This is a genomic window from Chitinophaga sp. CCNWYY40 (assembly GCF_037483205.1).
Classification (GTDB): Bacteria; Bacteroidota; Bacteroidia; order Chitinophagales; family Chitinophagaceae; genus Chitinophaga; species Chitinophaga ginsengisegetis.
Map to the genome: position 1 here is coordinate 128,843 of NZ_JBBHLF010000008.1, position 18,066 is coordinate 146,908.

The following is an 18,066-nucleotide window of genomic DNA, read 5'->3' on the forward strand; positions in this document are numbered from 1 at the left end:
GAGATTATGTTTGATAAGCCCATATTCGACGCACACCTGCATATCATTGATCACCGGTTTCCTTTGCAGCCAAACGAAGGCTTTTTGCCATCGGAATTTTCAGTAGCCGACTACCAGCAACAGGTAGCACCGCTGAATATCGCCGGCGGCGCAGTGGTTTCCGGCTCTTTCCAGGGATTTGATCAGGGATACCTGCTGGAAGCATTGAAGCAGCTGGGGGCCGGTTATGTTGGCGTAACGCAGATACCAGCCGGTACCAGCGACGAAGAAATTATAGCCCTGCATGAAGCAGGTGTACGCGCCGTAAGATTTAATGTACAGCGCGGCGGTTCCGAAAGTGTAAAACACCTCGAACGGCTGGCGTTACGTGTATACGAACTGGTGAAATGGCATGTGGAGCTGTATGTGGATTCCCGGCAGCTTCCCGGGCTGTCTACCACCCTGCATAAACTGCCTGCCGTGGTAATTGATCACCTGGGTTTGTCAAAAGCCGGGTTCAAATATTTATTGCCATTGGTGGAGAAAGGAGCGAGGGTAAAAGCAACGGGTTTCAGTCGTTGTGATTTTGATGTATTAACCGCCATGCGCCAGATTACGGCTATCAATGCAGGCGCTTTATTATTCGGTACAGATTTGCCCTCTACCCGGGCGCCGCGGCCATTTGCTGCCTCGGATCTGCAACTGATCCTCCAGAATTTCCCGGCAGATATTGCCGCTAAAATATGCAGGGAAAACGCATTGGCGTTGTACCAGCCACGTGGTTAAGCATTCCGGCTTTTATCTCTAGCGGGATAAAAGCCGGAATCTTTTGTATTAAATCCAGGTATCAATTCCCACCGTTTCCATTTCTCTTTTCAGATGTTCCGGCATTAGTCCGTTTAACAATGTACCCGGCGCAGTACTCGGGTATATGTCTTCAAAAGTTTTCACCTGGTTCATAAATACCCGGCGGAAAATATGCCGCCTGGTAATATCATGCGGATCCTTCAAACCTGCTGCACCAGCAAGTTCTATAGCGCTTTCAATAGTATCACGGTGATAGTTGGCTACACGGTGTTTTTTGTCGTCCACCACCAGGCCGGCAGATAACCATTTATCCTGTGTTGCCACGCCGGTAGGACATTTATTGGTGTTACATACCAATGCCTGTATGCATCCCAGCGCCATCATCATTGCACGTGCGCTGTTGCAGGTATCGGCGCCCAGGGCCATTGCCCGCAGCATGTGATAGCCCGTGAGTATTTTGCCCGATGCAATGATCTTCATATGATGACGGATATTGAACCCGGTAAGCGTGTCGTGTACGAAGGAAAGTCCATCCATGAGCGGCATACCCACAGAGTTGGAAAATTCCGGCGGAGCTGCGCCGGTGCCGCCTTCTCCACCATCTACAGTAATAAAATCAGGATAGATATCTGTTTCTATCATCGCTTTGCAGATGGCGTAGAATTCACGCTGCTGGCCAACGCATAACTTGAATCCAACCGGCTTGCCTTTGCTGAGATCGCGCAGGCGCTGAATAAACAGCATCATTTCCCGCGGACTGTTAAATGCTTTATGATAAGGAGGAGAGAATACAGTGGTATGTGGTTTTACATGACGGATGGCTGCAATTTCGGGCGTGTTTTTAGCCGCCGGCAATATGCCGCCATGACCGGGTTTGGCGCCCTGCGAAATTTTCAGTTCTATCATTCTGACTTGTGGCAGCGCGCTTTTTTCTGCAAACAAACTATCGGAGAAATTGCCATCATCATCGCGGCAACCGAAATAGCCGGTACCTATTTGCCAGATGATGTCGCCACCCTGTTTGAGGTGAGCTTCACTGATACCGCCTTCGCCGGTGTTATGCGCGAAGTTGCCTATTTTGGCGCCCCCGTTTAAAGCCTGCACCGCGTTGTTACTGAGCGATCCGTAGCTCATGGCGCTCACATTCAGGATGCTGCCGGAATAAGGTTGTTTACAGTCTTTCCCGCCAAAGGTTACGCGCGGGTCCTTTTCCAGGTGATCAAAATTCTGCGGCTGAATGGAATGCGCCATCCATTCATACCCTTCCGCGTATACATTAAACTGGGTGCCAAATGGCTGGGAATCCAGTTCCCGCTTGGCCCGCTGGTAAATAGTGGAACGGTCTACCCGGTTGATCGGGCTGCCATCAATATCGCTTTCCACAAAGTACTGGTAGATTTTGGGCCGCAATGCTTCCATCCAGTAGCGCATCCGCCCCACTACAGGGTAGTTGCGGATAATAGCGTGTTTGGTTTGCAGGAGGTCAAGCACGCCCATCACAACAATGGGCAATACCAACACCAGTAACCAGAATACCCATGGGAAAAATAATCCTAAAACGATGATAACACCTAAACTCACACATGAAAATCCGATAAATGCTTTAACCATAGACTTTAATTTTTTGATTTTTTGATGCTCCTGGTTGCAGGAGATTGCCGAATACTTCCTTAGCTATTGTTCTTATAAATCTACTTAACGTATGGCAGATAAATTTGTTAAATCTTGCGGAGGTTGTCTTTCTCAGGATTAAACTTATTACATTGATTTAGGGATTTGATCACTTTTGATTTTAAAAGATTTGGGGAGATATAAGCGGATATTCGCTTATATCTCCCCAAATCTTTTAAAAATCCAAAAAAATAAAATCAAGCTAATCAGTGTAATAAGTTTAATCCTGAGAAAGACAACATCCGCAAAAATCTCTGCCTCAGTTTTTAAATTATTTTATTATCTTTCAAAATAAGCCAATCTTCAATCAATCCACCACATGAAAAGATACATTCATCCTGGTAAGCTGGTAGCAACTTGCCTGTTCTTATTTAGTACTGTAGCAGGTGTCCGGGCACAACAATCCACGCCTTATGATGCCGCCCGGCTGAAAACCAGTTGGGAAGTGATAGAAAACCACTACCAGGGCAGCGACAATTTCCAGTCGGCCTTCACCTTTGTAAATACAGCCGGTAAACCGTTTCCCTCCAAAGGATGGCAGTTGTATTTTAATTTTATCAGGATGGTTACACCGGGCGAATTGCCGGGTCATGTGAAAGTGGAGCATATCAACGGTGACCTGTACCGTTTTACACCGGCAGATGGTTTTAACGGTATCGCCGCCGGCGACTCCCTGAAACTTGCTATTACCGGCGATGCCTGGGCGGTGAACTTCACAGACGCGCCTACCGGGTTGTACCTGGTATGGGAGGAACAACCGGAAAAAGGGTTCTCCATTAAAGACTATAGTATCCGTCCTTCAACCACCGCAAAACAACTGATGCGTTACCCCGGTGATAAAACCGCGGTAGTAACGCCAACGGATATATTTAAACAGAATGCTGTGGTGAAAGATATCCCGGCATCGCAGCTGCCGCTGGTTTTCCCTACACCAAAATCATATACAGCTACCGGTAAAGGCCTGGTGCTGGATGCTTTCCCGGAAGTGAAAGCCGATCCGCAGCTGTCTGCCAGCGCAGCAGCACTGGATGCTGAGTTGTTAACGTTACTGGGTAAACGAAAAAAGGGAACAACCGTTATTAACCTGGTGTATGACGCCGCTATTACTGCGCCGGAAGGTTACCGTTTGAAAGTAGCGCCCGAAGGAATTACCATTACTGCGGGTACTGAAACCGGCGCTTTCTACGGCATTCAGTCTTTAAAAACACTGATTCCTCCGGCCGCATTCGCAGGCAACCAGAAAGCCATCACCATACCGGGAGTAGAGGTTACAGATGAACCCCGCTTTGGCTACCGAGCATTCATGATAGATGTGGCCCGTAACTTTCATAACAAGCGTGATATGTTACGCATCATCGACCTGATGGCCCTGTATAAATTAAACGTATTACATTTTCATTTCAGCGATGATGAAGGTTGGCGCCTGGAAATCCCTTCCCTGCCGGAACTCACTACTGTGGGGGCTAAACGTGGTCATAGCAGCGACTGGAAAAATATGCTGCCGCCATCTTATGGCTCTGGTCCGGATACTACCAACACCGCAGGCAGTGGCTATTTTTCACGCAACGATTTTATAGAAATCCTCCGTTATGCAACGGCAAGGCATATACGTGTTTTACCGGAAATAGAAAGTCCGGGGCATGCCCGCGCTGCGGTAAAAGCAATGGAATCCCGCTACTACCGCCTGAAAGCGGCTGGCCGTGATCAGGAAGCCAACGAATACCTGCTCACCGATTTGCAGGATAAATCTGAATATCATTCTGTTCAATATTGGAACGATAACGTGATGAATGTAGCGCTGCCTTCTACTTATCACTTCCTCGATAAAGTGGTGGAAGAATTGCAGTCGATGTATAAAGAAGCCGGCGCTCCACTTGAATCCGTGCATATGGGTGGTGATGAAGTGCCGGGCGGCGTGTTTGAAAAATCGCCTGCCTGTATCGCATTGATGCAGCAGGATAAATCACTGAAAGATGTAAATGATCTCTGGTATTATTACTACCGGAAAGTGAATGATCTGCTGAAAGCCCGCGGTTTATCAGTAGCCGGATGGGAAGAAGCAGGTATGCGTAAAACAACCGTCAGTGGCGCATCGCAGAGTATCCCTAACCCTGATTTTGTAAACGACCACTTCCAGCTGAATGTATGGAATAACGTGATTGGCGGCGGACAGGAAGATTTATCCTATCGCCTGGCAAATGCAGGATATAAAGTAATTCTGTCTGGTGTAAGCAACTTTTATTTTGATATGGCTTATATGAAATCTTTTGACGAACCTGGATTTTACTGGGGCGGTTTTGTAGATGTGGATAAGCCGTTTTATTTTATTCCGTTCGACTATTACAAGAATTCAAAAGTAGATGGCAGGGGCAATCCTGTTACGCCGGAGTTGTTTGTGGGTAAAGACCGGTTAACAGGTTTTGGCGCTTCCAATATTCCGGGTATCCAGGGGTTGTTGTGGAGTGAAACAGTAACCAGTTCCGAACGCATGGAATATATGATGTTGCCTAAGTTGCTGGGCCTCGCAGAACGCGCATGGGCACAGGATCCGGAGTGGGCTACCGAAAAAGATTCCGCAAAGGCCGATGCACTGTATGCGCAGGCGTGGAGTGTATTCAGCAATGTAATGGGCAAGCGCGAAATGCCGCGCCTGGATTATTACGAGGGCGGTTTCAACTGGCGCATTCCTACTGCAGGCGCGAAAGTGGAAAATGGTGTATTGAGCGCCAACATCCAGATGCCGGGTTTGGTGATAAGGTACACTACTAACGGTGACGAACCTACGTTGAAGAGCCCGATATATACTGCACCTGTTGCGGCGGGTGGTAAAACTGTGAAGCTGAAAGTATTCAGCACCAAAGGCCGCAGCAGCAGAACTACTACTGTAAAAGTGCCGGTAGCTGATACACAGATGAAGAATAATAAATTATAATTTTCCGGGAGAAAGGAAGACGGTGAGCAACGTGGATCTCCTGTTGCTCACCGTTTTCATTTACCTTCTTATCCCGGCAGGATCATGTAAATCCGCTGCATTTACCCTTCATCCATTTTCTTCTTCCTCCTTTTGCAATTTTTGTATTTTGTTCGTTAAACCCATATCAACCTGATGTTTCGCATAATTCCACTTATTATTAGCTGTTGCGTTGTTGGTTTCTCCGTGTGTGCACAAAAGAAAAATGATGCTTATCAATTGCAGATCCGCAAGGCGGTTTCCCCTGTTAAGATAGACGGCGTAATAGATGAAGCCGCGTGGCTGCAGGCCGATGTTGCTACCGGTTTTCATATGGTGCTGCCAATGGATACCAGCGCCGCCCGGTTGCGTACAGATGTGCGTATGACCTACGACGATAAGAACCTGTACCTGGTAGTGGAAAACTATACCATTGGCGACGGGCCGTATATGGTGGAATCATTGCGCCGCGATTTTGCTTTTCTGAAGAACGATAACTTCCTTTTGTTCATGGACCCGTTTGATGATCAGACCAATGGCTTTTCGTTTGGCGCCAACGCTGCCGGAGCGCAATGGGACGGTTTAATGTACGATGGCGGAAAGGTGGACCTGAGCTGGGATAACAAGTGGACATCAGTAGTAAAAAACTATCCGGATAAATGGGTTTTTGAAGCAGTGATACCTTTTAAAACCATCCGTTATAAAAAAGGAATCACCAAATGGGGAATTAACTTCAGCCGGAACGATCTGAAAACAACCGAGAAGTCGGCCTGGGCGCCGGTGCCGCGGCAGTTTCCCACGGCTTCGCTGGCCTATACGGGCAACCTGGTATGGGATGCCGCTCCTCCGGCAGCAGGTGCAAATGTATCGCTGATCCCATACCTGCTGGGAGGCATGTTAAAGGACTATGATAAGGCTACTCCCACCAAATACCGGCGGGATGCCGGTTTGGACGCAAAAGTGGCGGTTACTTCTTCACTGAACCTCGACCTTACAGTGAACCCTGATTTCTCGCAGGTAGACGTGGATAAACAGGTAACCAATCTTGATCGCTTTGAATTGTTTTACCCGGAGAAGCGGCAGTTCTTCCTTGAAAACGGCGACCAGTTTTCCAACTTCGGCTATTCTACGATCCGTCCTTTTTTCTCGAGGCGTATTGGTCTTGGTGGTGTGCCGATCCGCTTTGGCGCGAGGCTGAGTGGTAAGCTTAATAAAGACTGGCGTTTGGGCGTAATGAATATGCAAACCGGGAAACAGGAGGAAACCGGGCTGCCGGCGCAAAACTTTACCGTGGCAGCTTTACAGCGCCGGGTATTTTCCCGCTCCAACCTGGGTTTTATCTTTATTAATAAGGAGTCGGTAAATTATGATCCGGCGAAAGTAACAGATAAGCCTGTTTACAACAGGTATAACCGGAACATGGGATTGGAGTATAACCTGGCATCATCCAATAATTTCTGGACAGGAAAGGCCATGCTGCTGAAGTCGTACACGCCGAATAAAACCGGCCATGATGTTGCGCATGCGGCCAATCTGCAATACACCAGCAAACAGTGGAATATTGGCTGGCAGCATGAGTACGTGGGACGCAATTATAATGCGGAAGTGGGATATGTGCCACGCCAGGGATATATCAAGATAGCGCCGCAGGTGACCCGTCTTTTCTTCCCGTTATCCGGTTCTGTATTGAGTCACGGGCCGCAGGTAACCAGCACCTGGTTTTTTGATGAGGCGAATATGCATCGTACGGATAATGAAACCATGCTTAACTACGGCATTGTGTTCCGGAAGCGGAACACGCTTAATGTATGGGCGTCCAATACCTATATCAAACTGCTGCAACCTTTTGATCCGACCAACACCGGTAAGGATAGCCTTGTAAACGGGAGTCAGCATAACTGGAACACGGTGGGTGCTGATTACGTGTCCAAGCCACAAAGCTTGTTTACCTATTCATTGTCGGCCCGCTATGGAGGCTATTATGCAGATGGCAGCCGGCTGATGACCAATACCGAACTGGGATATCGTTTCCAGCCGTATGTGAGCATTGCATTGAGTGCTAACTATAACAATATCAATTTACCAAAGCCCTGGGGTAATAATTCTTTCTGGCTGGTTGGCCCCCGGTTGGATGTAACCATGACCAACACTTTGTTCTTTACCGGGTTTATGCAGTACAATGGTCAGCAGAAGAACATGAACCTGAATACCCGCTTCCAGTGGCGCTACCGGCCGGCGTCCGACCTTTTTATTGTTTATACCGATAATTACCTTCCTGAGCCGTTTTATGTAAGGAACCGGGCTTTAGTGCTGAAGCTGGTGTATTGGTTTAATCTCTAATAAATTCCGTTTCGTATTAACAGTTAAGATTCGATTAACACTTTCCAGTTTTATACCACTTAACATTGCACCACAAGTTTGGCGTAAGGAACGGGTATGTCCGTTAAGATATATATAAAGTTTTCATTTACTATCGTTGTGAATATTATCTCCCTGTGGTTTTTACTACGGGGATTTTCACCATTTTAAAATCTAATTATGAACCGTCCTCCTATGATGAAGCAGCTGCTGCGTATCAGCTGTATTTTTCTGATGCTGGCAGGAACAGCTGCAGCACAATCCGCCACGGTGATTACGGGCAGGGTAGTGGACCGTCCTGTAAGGAAGATATCATTGTCTTACTGGTATGACCCGGGAATATCCCCGGCAGTTACGCAGGATACCTTATTAAAAACGGATTCTTTTTATTTCCGTATATCCGTTCCGGTTGAACGGATGATATTTTTTTATGCAGATGCCGGTAATGGATATAATTTTTATGGGATGATCCGTGGGGGAGATAGTTTGCGGATGATGATGCAGGGCGACAGTATCCTGTTTGGCGGCAGTGCCGCAGTGCTGAACAGGGCGGTTTATACGGCTAAACGGGAGCAGGCCGCAGTGGCGATGCCTGAATTGCCTGATGCGTTACGGTTGGCAACGGCTTACCGGCACCGGTTACAGGTGGCGGGCAGGGTATTGGCTGTTTACCGCGATAGTATAAATACTGCCACATGGGCGTTGGCGAGAACACATGTGCTGGCGGAAGCTGCATCCGGGCTGGTGAGTACTTTATGGAAAGTGGCTGCTGCGCCTGATAGTACGCTGGAAGAGAGACAGGTGCTTTTTTATAAGGATAACATACTACCTGCATTACCGCAACTCATTTCTTCAGATACAACGGTAACGTCTATACGTTATTTAAGTTACCTGCTGCATAAAGCAGAGGCAGATTATTTTATTCAGCATCGTTATGAATGTAATAACAGGGCGATTTATGAATGGCTTAAAACGTATTACAGTGGCCGGTTGCGCGACAGGTTACTGGCGCATTCACTGATGCTGGGTTTTGCAGCAGGCAATTCGCCGGAGGAACAGGAGTGGTGCGTACGCGATTACCTGGAAGTGGTGCAGGATGAAGCATGTAAACAGGCCATCGCAAAGCTTTACGGACGATCCAGGAAAGGGATCAGCAAAGGTGTAATGGCGCCGGCTTTTAGTTTCCAGGATGTGCAGGGCAACCTGGTGAGCCTGCGGCAATTCAGCGGAAAGATAGTACTGCTGCATTTTTACAGTGCAACAGATCCGCTGCAGCCTGTGCTTACAGAAATAAAAAATTGCTTTGATGATAACGTTACGTTTGTGAATATATGCTGCAATGGCAATGCTGTAAAGGATTTGCCGGGATGGTTATGGCAGCTGGATGAACAACATCGGGATGTGCTTACGCAATACAATATTAGTAAGTATCCCTCATTTATTATCGTTGGAAAGAATGGTAAAGTGTATGCTACGAGGCCTCCGGATCCCGCAGTGGATCACGGTACAGCCCTCACCAACATTATCTATGAAGCATTATTGCAGTGAGCTTTTTTTCAGCGTATTTAGCCAATAAAACCGATGTAAGAACGTTTAGTAAAAGTACGCAGCTAATCCGCATCAGCGCCATTGTTCCGCAGCTAAATTTTCGAAAACCCGTTTAAACCAGATTGTTAATATTTACGTTTAAATATATATATGATAATGCTGGTTTAATAAAGACACAAATCGTATATTCAGTAAATAACCGTTAAGACCCCTCTATGCCACATGCCAAAGCGTTATTTTGACAGACTACAGACCATTGATTACCTCATTAGGATCAAAGGGACCGGTAAGCCCGCTCAGTTAGCCAAGCGGCTTCGTATTTCCGAAAGAACACTCTATGAATTCCTCAAAATGATGAAGGAGTTAGGTGCTCCCATTGAGTACGACCGGTACAAAGAAAGTTACTTCTACTCAGAAAAAGGCGGCTTCAACGTCAGGTTCTCAAAAAATCTGATCGCCGCGAGTACGATGTTTCTTTTATGCTTCCTTATTTGGTAAACATGGTCCGCGCACTGACCAGTTAACCGGCCTCCCTGTTAGCTCTCCCTGCGCCCACGCTGCCCTTTCAGGGCCTTAGATCTGTTGCACAGCTGTGACGCAGCTGTTCCAGGATCTTTTATGTAATCTTCCTTAATGGGTGGACAGGGAAAGTATTGTCTTTCGGGACAGTGGCTTTATCTGTCCACTTTTCTTTTTCCAAAATACTTAACATTCGATTAACTGTTGTCCCCAGGAATAGATCCAATTTTACGACTGAAATTATTGTCAGCTTTGATGAAGATCTTATGTGAACAATAACTTTTTTTTTCATAACGCGGTTTAGATTAGATTTTAGATTATACGCGGGTTTCTGTTCAGTCACCTGCCCTACTTGAATCGTCTGCTTCCGTGGCAACTGACTGGAGTAAATTTACGTACCCATATTTGACTTAAATCAGCTCTATGGTACTAAACTGTATTATTTTGGGTAATAACCCGGAGGGATTTGAAGAGCTGGAGGATTTTTTGTCTGCTATCCCCTATGTTTACCTGGTTTGCAGAAGCCGGACGATGGCCGAAGCACGTTTTTGGCTGGAAACGCAAACCATTCATGTACTGATAGCAGGAGATTATGACGATCCGCTTTCCCTTCCAATGACCATAACGGGCGTGTTGCCCGTTTTAATAATGACGTACAATGATACGCCACCCGGTGGATTTGATTTCCTCCCGGCGGCACTCATGCACCTGCCATTTACCGCCGAAGCCTTAAACAATGTGTTCTCTAAAATTTATAAGACTATAGAAATGAACGCAATCACTTACCCCACCAAATATTCAGCGGATTACTTCACGCTGAAAACACAGCACAGCTTTGAAAAAGTATTTTATGAGGATCTGCAATACGTAGAAGTAATGGATGATCATATCATGCTTCACCTCCGCGATCAGAAACTGGTTACTACCGAGAAACTGGACTGGATCATTTCACAGCTGCCAGCCAGCGCTTTTATGCGGGTGCATCACTGGTTTGTAATAGGATTCCGCCATATTACATCACTGGCCGATGATCATGTAATGATTGGAGCAGCCAGGATTGCCCTGACTAAAGAAATGAGAAAGGAACTGGCTAAAAGATATCAGCTGCCTATGGAGTAACACCTGCGTGTAACGCCGCCAGTATCTTACCCGCCACGCCACCGGCATCTTCGTCGTAAGCATGCCCGCCGGGCAGGATCATCTTTTCATACCGGACATTCAACGCTGAAAAGTTGAAGTCTTTTTCTTCTGCCCCAAATACCAGCAGTAATGGCTTATTGATAATTTTATTGATCTCGGCCGGAACACTCATCCCTTTATTACCGGATCTGCCCAGCATATCCGAAAGATGTACTTCAAGATCTGTATAAAGAGACGGCGACAGGAATACCAGGTGCTTTACCTCTCCGGCTATTTCCGGTGGCAGGCTGGTGTAAATAAACGGCAGCACATCAGCGCCCAGCGAATACCCCACCAACACCACTCCGCGGTGACTGCCCCACTGCGCCTGATAATACGTAATCAGCGAGGTTATATCCTTTGCCGCCTGCTGCGGCGATTTTTTACTCCAGAAATATTTCAGTGCATTCAATGCCACTACGGGGTAATTCTGCTGGCGGAACGATTCAATCACGTTCGCAGAAAACTTCTTCATGCCTCCGTCCCCGGTTATATACACGATCAATGGCGCGGTACTGCCTGCAGGAGGCGCTTTGATCACCACCGGCAGGTTATTAACCCCGCTTTGTGCCTTTAACTGAAACGCTGTAAAGAAGAGAAAAAAACTGAGCAGCTTTGCTGCATGAAATAATTTACCTGGTATCATATACTCAACTCAATTAACGCCTCTCTGTAAAACAAAATCCGTTCCGCTATTGTTCGTAGGCCTCAGGGCTGCATTACCTTACTGAGTGCAGAAGGTAACTGTATCAGGTCGAAATCATGTTCGTATACGAGGTATTTATTAGTCCACTCGGTGGCATATTTCTCTTTAAACTCCCGTAAACCCTGGTAATGCCGGAAGAAGCGCAACTTCTCATATGCATACTTCACCATTTTTTCCGCGGTATTTTCCGGCTGGATAATGCCGGACATCGGTACCATGCCCAGGTTCAGGTAATGCAGTTCTTTTTGCTGCGCATCCTGGATCAGTGCAATGATCAGCGCATCCATTACGCCACCCGGCGCATCGGCACGTTTGCGGATCAGGTCATAGGTGCATTCTCCCGGGGCATAGTCAGGGATAATATTGAGGAACGCCGCTACTTTTCCTTCTGCATCAGTTACGGTAATGATGTCCTGGTTACTGATCACATCTTCATCAAATAATCCCTGTGAAAAAGTGAGTTCCTTTACTTCATACTGATGCAGCCATTCATCGCTCACTGCTTTTAAAGCATGCAGCATAGCGGGCGATTGCGGCGCCGCGTGAAAAGCAGTAACATAGCCCTTGTTAGCGAGACTGTTCAAGCCGTTACGCAGTGATTTCTTGTCTTTGCCACTCAGCGTGAAGTCCCGTATATCCATAATCGCTTCCTGTCCGATCAACATCTTTTTCTTTTTAAGATGACTGAAATAATAGGTACTGTCTTCATCCACCCGGTAGAAAGCAGGTCGCAGGCCCATCTTCCGGCATTGGTGTTCAAATTCTTCCAATACCAGCAGCTTATTATCTTCACTGCATACCGGTTCTTCCAGTACAATAGCAAAACTGCCGGCCACGCGGTAAGCGATGAAACCTTCGTATTGTTCAGACATAAACAACAGTTTGTCCTGTCCTATTTTGAAGTAATCCATTGGTGAATCGCCATACTGGCTCAGGTAGAACCGCGCTTTCTCCAAACTGGTATTGGTTTGCTGTGTAACATGCAGGTAAGGGCGTATAATGGTATAAAAGAGGAATGCCCATGCACTCACGCCTAACACCCGTATCGCCGACATAAATTCTTTTCCGAACCGGGTAACGGGTTGCAGGCCGTCGTCTTCCAGCAACATAAAACAATGGAAAGCATGACGGATAGATTGCTGCCAGGTGAAATCGATCCCAAAATGTCTCACATCTAAAAAATAAAAACCGATGGTGCCAAAAATAAGGACGACGAACAGTGTAGCCAATGCCGTAACCACGCCGATATTCACCAGCTGCGGATTACTCTTTACCCGGTATTGCCGCGAAGTGATGAGCAATATTATGCTGGTAACCAGTGCCAGCGAAGCTTCTTCATAATCCAGCGCCTTCCCGATATGACCAAATACCGATAACAGGGAAACCGCCAGCGCCACGATCCAGGCGCTGCGTAAGCCCCGGAATAAAAAGGTGGCGGTTACCAGCAATACCAGTCCCAGGAATACCACCAGTAAGTTGGTAGCATGGATGGAAGTGCCGGGAATATAAGCGCGCAACAAATGCATACGGTTGGCTAGGGGAGGGGTGAGTACAGAAAAAATATTCACCATGCCCAGCAGGAAGATCAGGATAGGAGGCAATAACCGTAATACCAGTTCCCGGCCTTTCAGGGCAAAGGCTATCATCCCTGCAATCAGCGGCAGCCAGAATTCAAACAACCGGAATAATAAAGTGATTTCCAGCGCTTCCAGCGTACTGAATCCATAGTTGCTGAGGATATAGGCCAGCGATAATTCGATGGCGCCCAGTCCGCGGAGAAAAGGGGAAATAATTAAAAAGATGGTAGCTACTATATATCCTACACAGGCCGCTTCCAGCGACGGCGTAACGCCCACTGCCAGCATGCTCAGGTAAAGATGCCCTACGCCGGCCACTTCTATCAGTACGGACGCGAGTACGGTATTCATAAAAGAGGGCACCGACAATTGAAATGTAAATATTTCATCTGCCTGCCGTGCTGCTCCAGGAAAATATTTTACCAGCCACTGGTAGGCTTTGCCTTTCAATTGCATGGAACGTACCAGCCATACCACGCCGAGTAGCAGTGCACAGATGGCAATGAGTCCCCACAAAGCATCTTTCATAGTGGCTGCATGCAACATGGCATACGCTACTACCGGAATGCCCACCAGGAAAACAGACAGGATGCCTACAAAGCCATAGATGCCGGAAGCCTGGTGGATCTGTTGTTTATGTAAACCGGTGCGGCGTAAGCTTTGTGGCAGATAAGCCAGTGAGCTGATACCGCCTGCCGGGAGGAATACAGATAAAAGATTGCGCTTCAGGAATAATTCGGTGCTTCTGCCGGTATCCAGTTTTGCGCCCACTGCACGGAAACTGAATACATACATGGCTGCCTGTAATAAAATATAGGCCATCGTTACCACCAGTCCCAATACTACCCAGCTTCTGTGTGCTTTTTCAATAGCGGGGATCAGGGAATATAATTCATGACGCTGTGAGCGGAAAAAATAGATGGCCAGTAATATGAATAACACCGCCAACAGCTCTTTCAGGTGGAGCTTACGCAAAAATGCTGCAGTAAAAAATTTCTTTTTCAAAGGTTCGTGGGTTTCGTTAGATCTGTTGTTCGCATTGAACACAAAGGTATACCAACTTTTAAACGAATTCCTGTAGCTGCGGGGAGTTTAAGGGTATTTTAATCTCCTGGCACCAGGTATAGTTTTGCGGGAATGATGTTTTTCATAGTAATGGTTTAAAAATGAGGAGAAGCGTTTAGTGCATAAAAAAACTCCCGGTAGCACCGGGAGTTTTCCACTGTTGAGTATCAATTGTTGCGTGTTGTGCTTAGTGTTCTTCCTGGTTATAGGGAACAACCAATACGGGTATACGGGAGTGGCGGATGATATATTCCGCATTGCTGCCCAGCAGCATATGATCCAGGCCGGTTCGCCCGTGGGTACCTACCACCAGCATAGTGGCGTTGCTTTCATGTGCCTGCACCAGTGTTTCATTTTTAGGATTCCCGGTGCCTACCACAATGCTGATGTTCTTGTTATCCGGGTAATTTTGTTTGTAGGCTTCCAGTCTTTCCTCCACTTCCCGGATACGTGCCGGAATATCGTCGGTAAATACCGGTCCACCTTCCGGCAGGCCTATGCCGATGCCTATTTCTACTACGGAGAAAAGGGTAACGGAAGCATTCATTTTATCGGCCAGTTCCAGGCCGGTCCTGATCAGGTTTTCTGAAAAGCTGCTCAGGTCTACTGCGATCATGATGTCTGACATATGCAGAGGTATTAATTTGTGAACATTTATTCATTTATCATTATGCTTTCAGGGCATCCCAGCAAAGGTCGAAAGTACTGTTGATCCGGCTTCTGTTAAGAGTGATGCCACTGTAGTGCGTTTGTTTTACCAGTTCATTCATGGCGCCCAGCATAAAGATGAGCAATAGCCCCGTATCTGTTTGCTTGATAAGTTGTTCTTTCTGCCCTCTTTCCATCAAAGCGTAGAAGGGGGCGGACAGTTGCTGGGCCTTTTCCCTTGTACCGGCAGTGATAAAGGGAGAATGATAACATTGCTCCATAAAAATCACTTCTTCAAAGTGTTGCAGCTTATAGCGCAGGATATTCAGCCAGATATTTTTAAACCCGGGTTTGAAGGGTAATTGCGGGTTGTAACCTTTAAAAGATACCTGTACCGAGTTTTCCCTGCAGGCGGCGAATAAGGCATTGATCAGTTCATCTTTGCCTTTGAAGTAAACATAGAGCGTGCCTGTGGCAATGCCGGCTTCCCGGGAGATGTCGCCCATTGTAACGCCGGACAAACCTTTTTTAGCCACCAGCTTGAGGGCTGCCTGGAAAATCTGGACTACTTTTTTATCGTCTTTCAGTTTCACCCTACAAAGATAAGCGAATAAATATTCATTTTCAACATCAAAAAAAGCCTCCGCAGTGGAAACCGCAGAGGCGCTGTAGCTAGATGATGATTAAATCAAAAACCCATTGATCGTGAAACCGGTGGGTGATTGTTTAAACGCAACCGGTGTTTACAAAGTGCACCGTCGGCCTGAAAAGGCCAACAGGTAAGATATTTATTAGTTGTATGCATTTTCAGATACTACTGAACATAAAACGGTAAAACAATATTAGCCGGATAGCTGGTGCAGAGCGTTAACTAAACCTAAACAAGAATTGAAATAACGGGGGATGGGTTAAAAAAAGAAACCCCTGCTGATGACATACAGCAGAGGTCTTTAAAACATTCACATGGCACCTGCGGCATTGCGTCAGATGCTGATAACACATTATAGCCTGTTATTAAGCTAAATAAGATGATTGCTGAATTTGGAAAGTTACCATAATGCTTAGTTATTGTAACTTGTCTGGTATCGAAATTAAATATTACTACCCGGAATAATCGTTAATCATTGGTTAATGACGCGATGAGCCCGCCCATTACCTTTGATTGTAGCATTTTCCCTTTCCCTGATACCATTTTCCATGCATTTGCATATGCCGCGGGATATGTATATTTTTTACGGGTTGTACTACTAAACTTAGCTATATGTTTCACCGGATTCCAACGTTATTGCTATTCCTATGCCTGCTCACCCCGCTAAAAGGGAATGCCCAGGACATGCCGGATATGTGGAATAAAGGTGCCGTAGCCAATAAGCTCCACCCGGGGCTGAAATGGTTCGGGGAAGCAAAATTCGGGTTGTTCATTCACTGGGGACTTTACTCTAAACTCGGCGGCCGTTGGAAAGACAGCAGCTACTACGGCAGCGGCGAATGGATCATGAACCGCGCAAAAGCGCCGGCATCAGAATACGCCAAAGTAGCGCAATCATTCAACCCTACCGGGTTTAATGCAGAAGAATGGGCGGAAACAGCCCGGCAATCCGGGATTAAATATATGGTGATCACCGCCAAACACCACGAAGGCTTCAGCATGTACGATTCCAAAGTAACGGACTTTGATATTGTGGACGCCTCTCCCTATAAAAAAGACCCCATGAAGGCGCTATCCGACGCCTGCCGTGCAAAAGGCATACAATTCGGATTCTATTACTCCCAGTTCCTCGACTGGCACGAACCTAATGGCGGAGGCAATAACTGGGATTTTAAAAATAAAGAGAAAGATTACCAGCAATACTATCGCACCAAATCGATCCCGCAGCTGAAAGAACTATTAACCAATTATGGCCCGCTGGGCCTCGTTTGGTTTGATATGCCCGGCGGGCTAACCGCAGCACAAACGAAACAAATGATCGATAGTCTCCGGTTACTGCAGCCAGGCTGCTTATTCAGCAGCCGCGTAGGTCATGATCTTGGCGACTACCGCGACTTTGGCGATTCTGAAGTGCCCCCGGTTCCCATCCCCGGCGCCTGGGAATCCATTTATACACATAACGACTCCTGGGGCTATATCCGGCACGACCTGAACTTTAAATCACCTGAGCAAATCATCCGGCTCCTCGGTAATGTGGCCTCCAAAGGAGGAAACCTCATGCTGAATGTTGGTCCCGATGGCAATGGCCAATGGCCCGCCTATTCCATAGCATACCTGAAAGCCACCGGTAAATGGCTGCAAACCTACGGCGAAAGCATTTACGGCACCACCTGGGGACTGATCCCGGCACAGCCCTGGGGCGTAACCACCAGTAAGCCCGGAAAGTTATTCCTGCATATCTGGCAAATGCCCGCCAACAGGAAGCTACGGGTACCCGGACTCACCGCAAAAATTAAATCGGTGAAAATTATGGGCACTAAAAACCTGCTTGTATGGAAACAGCTGCCGGAAGAAACCATTATCCACCTGCCGGTAACGCTGCCGGATACACGAAGCACCGTGTTGGAAGTAGAATATACGGGGCAGCAAACCGACTTATCGCAGCTCCGCACGCAAACTGTGAGCAGCGAATATCCGCAGGCGGAAATCCCCGCTGTATGGGCCGTCTTCAATGGCGCCGCCAAAAGCAAACTCTTTACTTATTCTCATTACTTTGGCGACTGGAAACATGATAACTGCATCACCGGTATGGTAACCCCGGACGATGCCATCGTATTTCCGCTGGAAGTGCAGGACGCAGGCGACTATAAAATCATACTGGATTACGCATGCGAACCGGGCAGCGCCTCGCAACAGGGACTGGTAACCCTCGGCGGACAACAACTGCCTTTCCTCACGCTGGTAACCGGTAGCTACGACAGCCACAAACCCATGAATTTTATTCAACACGCAATAGGCATTATACATATCGATAAGGAAGGAAAACAAAACCTGACAGTGAAACCGGTTTCCGGTAACAAAAATGAACTATGCTGGTTACGGAAAGTAATCCTGCAACCAGTGAAATAAT

The 18,066-nt window shown here is 47.1% G+C and carries 11 protein-coding genes; 6 read left to right on the forward strand and 5 right to left on the reverse strand.

Translation table 11 applies throughout. The features are described 5' to 3' along the window. The first annotated feature begins 6 nt into the window (after positions 1 to 6). The gene (locus V7S65_RS28325) at positions 7 to 765 is read left to right on the forward strand and encodes an amidohydrolase family protein (RefSeq protein ID WP_079470896.1); all 759 of its coding nucleotides are present in this window, start codon (positions 7 to 9) and stop codon (positions 763 to 765) included. 48 nt (positions 766 to 813) lie between these two features. Here the strand turns inward: V7S65_RS28325 and V7S65_RS28330 are convergent, their stop codons facing one another. Beyond that, positions 814 to 2,397, reverse strand: coding sequence for an FMN-binding glutamate synthase family protein (locus V7S65_RS28330; RefSeq protein ID WP_336389169.1), 1,584 nt, complete (start codon positions 2,395 to 2,397; stop codon positions 814 to 816). A gap of 379 nt (positions 2,398 to 2,776) precedes the next feature. Between V7S65_RS28330 and V7S65_RS28335 the strand changes: the two genes are divergently transcribed. The 4 genes from V7S65_RS28335 to V7S65_RS28355 all read left to right on the forward strand — a co-directional run bounded on the left by V7S65_RS28335 (position 2,777) and on the right by V7S65_RS28355 (position 10,951). Beyond that, positions 2,777 to 5,389, forward strand: a complete 2,613-nt coding sequence (locus V7S65_RS28335; protein WP_336389168.1) for a family 20 glycosylhydrolase — start codon at positions 2,777 to 2,779, stop codon at positions 5,387 to 5,389. 174 nt (positions 5,390 to 5,563) lie between these two features. Next, positions 5,564 to 7,747 (forward strand): DUF5916 domain-containing protein, encoded by a 2,184-nt coding sequence (locus V7S65_RS28340; protein ID WP_336389167.1) that lies wholly within the window; start codon positions 5,564 to 5,566, stop codon positions 7,745 to 7,747. Between the two features lie 198 nt (positions 7,748 to 7,945). Beyond that, complete coding sequence (locus V7S65_RS28345; protein WP_336389166.1) at positions 7,946 to 9,313, forward strand: TlpA family protein disulfide reductase; 1,368 nt, start codon at positions 7,946 to 7,948, stop codon at positions 9,311 to 9,313. A gap of 942 nt (positions 9,314 to 10,255) precedes the next feature. Further along, positions 10,256 to 10,951 (forward strand): LytR/AlgR family response regulator transcription factor, encoded by a 696-nt coding sequence (locus V7S65_RS28355; RefSeq protein WP_111577940.1) that lies wholly within the window; start codon positions 10,256 to 10,258, stop codon positions 10,949 to 10,951. Here the strand turns inward: V7S65_RS28355 and V7S65_RS28360 are convergent. The 4 genes from V7S65_RS28360 to V7S65_RS28375 form a co-directional block, all read right to left on the reverse strand. Further along, positions 10,941 to 11,657: an AcvB/VirJ family lysyl-phosphatidylglycerol hydrolase gene (locus V7S65_RS28360; protein WP_079470889.1), complete on the reverse strand. Its 717-nt coding sequence runs from the start codon at positions 11,655 to 11,657 to the stop codon at positions 10,941 to 10,943. The genes V7S65_RS28355 and V7S65_RS28360 overlap by 11 nt on opposite strands. 62 nt (positions 11,658 to 11,719) lie before the next feature. Further along, positions 11,720 to 14,299: a phosphatidylglycerol lysyltransferase domain-containing protein gene (locus V7S65_RS28365; protein WP_336389165.1), complete on the reverse strand. Its 2,580-nt coding sequence runs from the start codon at positions 14,297 to 14,299 to the stop codon at positions 11,720 to 11,722. A gap of 247 nt (positions 14,300 to 14,546) precedes the next feature. Continuing rightward, entirely contained in the window at positions 14,547 to 14,987 is a 441-nt protein-coding gene (locus tag V7S65_RS28370) for a universal stress protein (RefSeq protein WP_079470887.1), read from the reverse strand. A 40-nt stretch (positions 14,988 to 15,027) separates the two neighbouring features. Further along, positions 15,028 to 15,600, reverse strand: a complete 573-nt coding sequence (locus tag V7S65_RS28375; protein WP_111577938.1) for a TetR/AcrR family transcriptional regulator — start codon at positions 15,598 to 15,600, stop codon at positions 15,028 to 15,030. Between the two features lie 668 nt (positions 15,601 to 16,268). Here V7S65_RS28375 and V7S65_RS28380 point away from each other — a divergent pair. Then, the gene (locus V7S65_RS28380; RefSeq protein ID WP_336389164.1) at positions 16,269 to 18,065 is read left to right on the forward strand and encodes an alpha-L-fucosidase; all 1,797 of its coding nucleotides are present in this window, start codon (positions 16,269 to 16,271) and stop codon (positions 18,063 to 18,065) included. The last annotated feature ends 1 nt before the right edge of the window (position 18,066 follow it).

Bases quoted from the DNA above. Each gene is read 5' to 3' on its own strand.
- V7S65_RS28325 (WP_079470896.1), top strand. From the start codon at position 7: ATGTTTGATAAGCCCATATTCGACGCACACCTGCATATCATTGATCAC.
- V7S65_RS28330 (WP_336389169.1), bottom strand. From the start codon at position 2,397: ATGGTTAAAGCATTTATCGGATTTTCATGTGTGAGTTTAGGTGTTATC.
- V7S65_RS28335 (WP_336389168.1), top strand. From the start codon at position 2,777: ATGAAAAGATACATTCATCCTGGTAAGCTGGTAGCAACTTGCCTGTTC.
- V7S65_RS28340 (WP_336389167.1), top strand. From the start codon at position 5,564: ATGTTTCGCATAATTCCACTTATTATTAGCTGTTGCGTTGTTGGTTTC.
- V7S65_RS28345 (WP_336389166.1), top strand. From the start codon at position 7,946: ATGAACCGTCCTCCTATGATGAAGCAGCTGCTGCGTATCAGCTGTATT.
- V7S65_RS28355 (WP_111577940.1), top strand. From the start codon at position 10,256: ATGGTACTAAACTGTATTATTTTGGGTAATAACCCGGAGGGATTTGAA.
- V7S65_RS28360 (WP_079470889.1), bottom strand. From the start codon at position 11,657: ATGATACCAGGTAAATTATTTCATGCAGCAAAGCTGCTCAGTTTTTTT.
- V7S65_RS28370 (WP_079470887.1), bottom strand. From the start codon at position 14,987: ATGTCAGACATCATGATCGCAGTAGACCTGAGCAGCTTTTCAGAAAAC.
- V7S65_RS28380 (WP_336389164.1), top strand. From the start codon at position 16,269: ATGTTTCACCGGATTCCAACGTTATTGCTATTCCTATGCCTGCTCACC.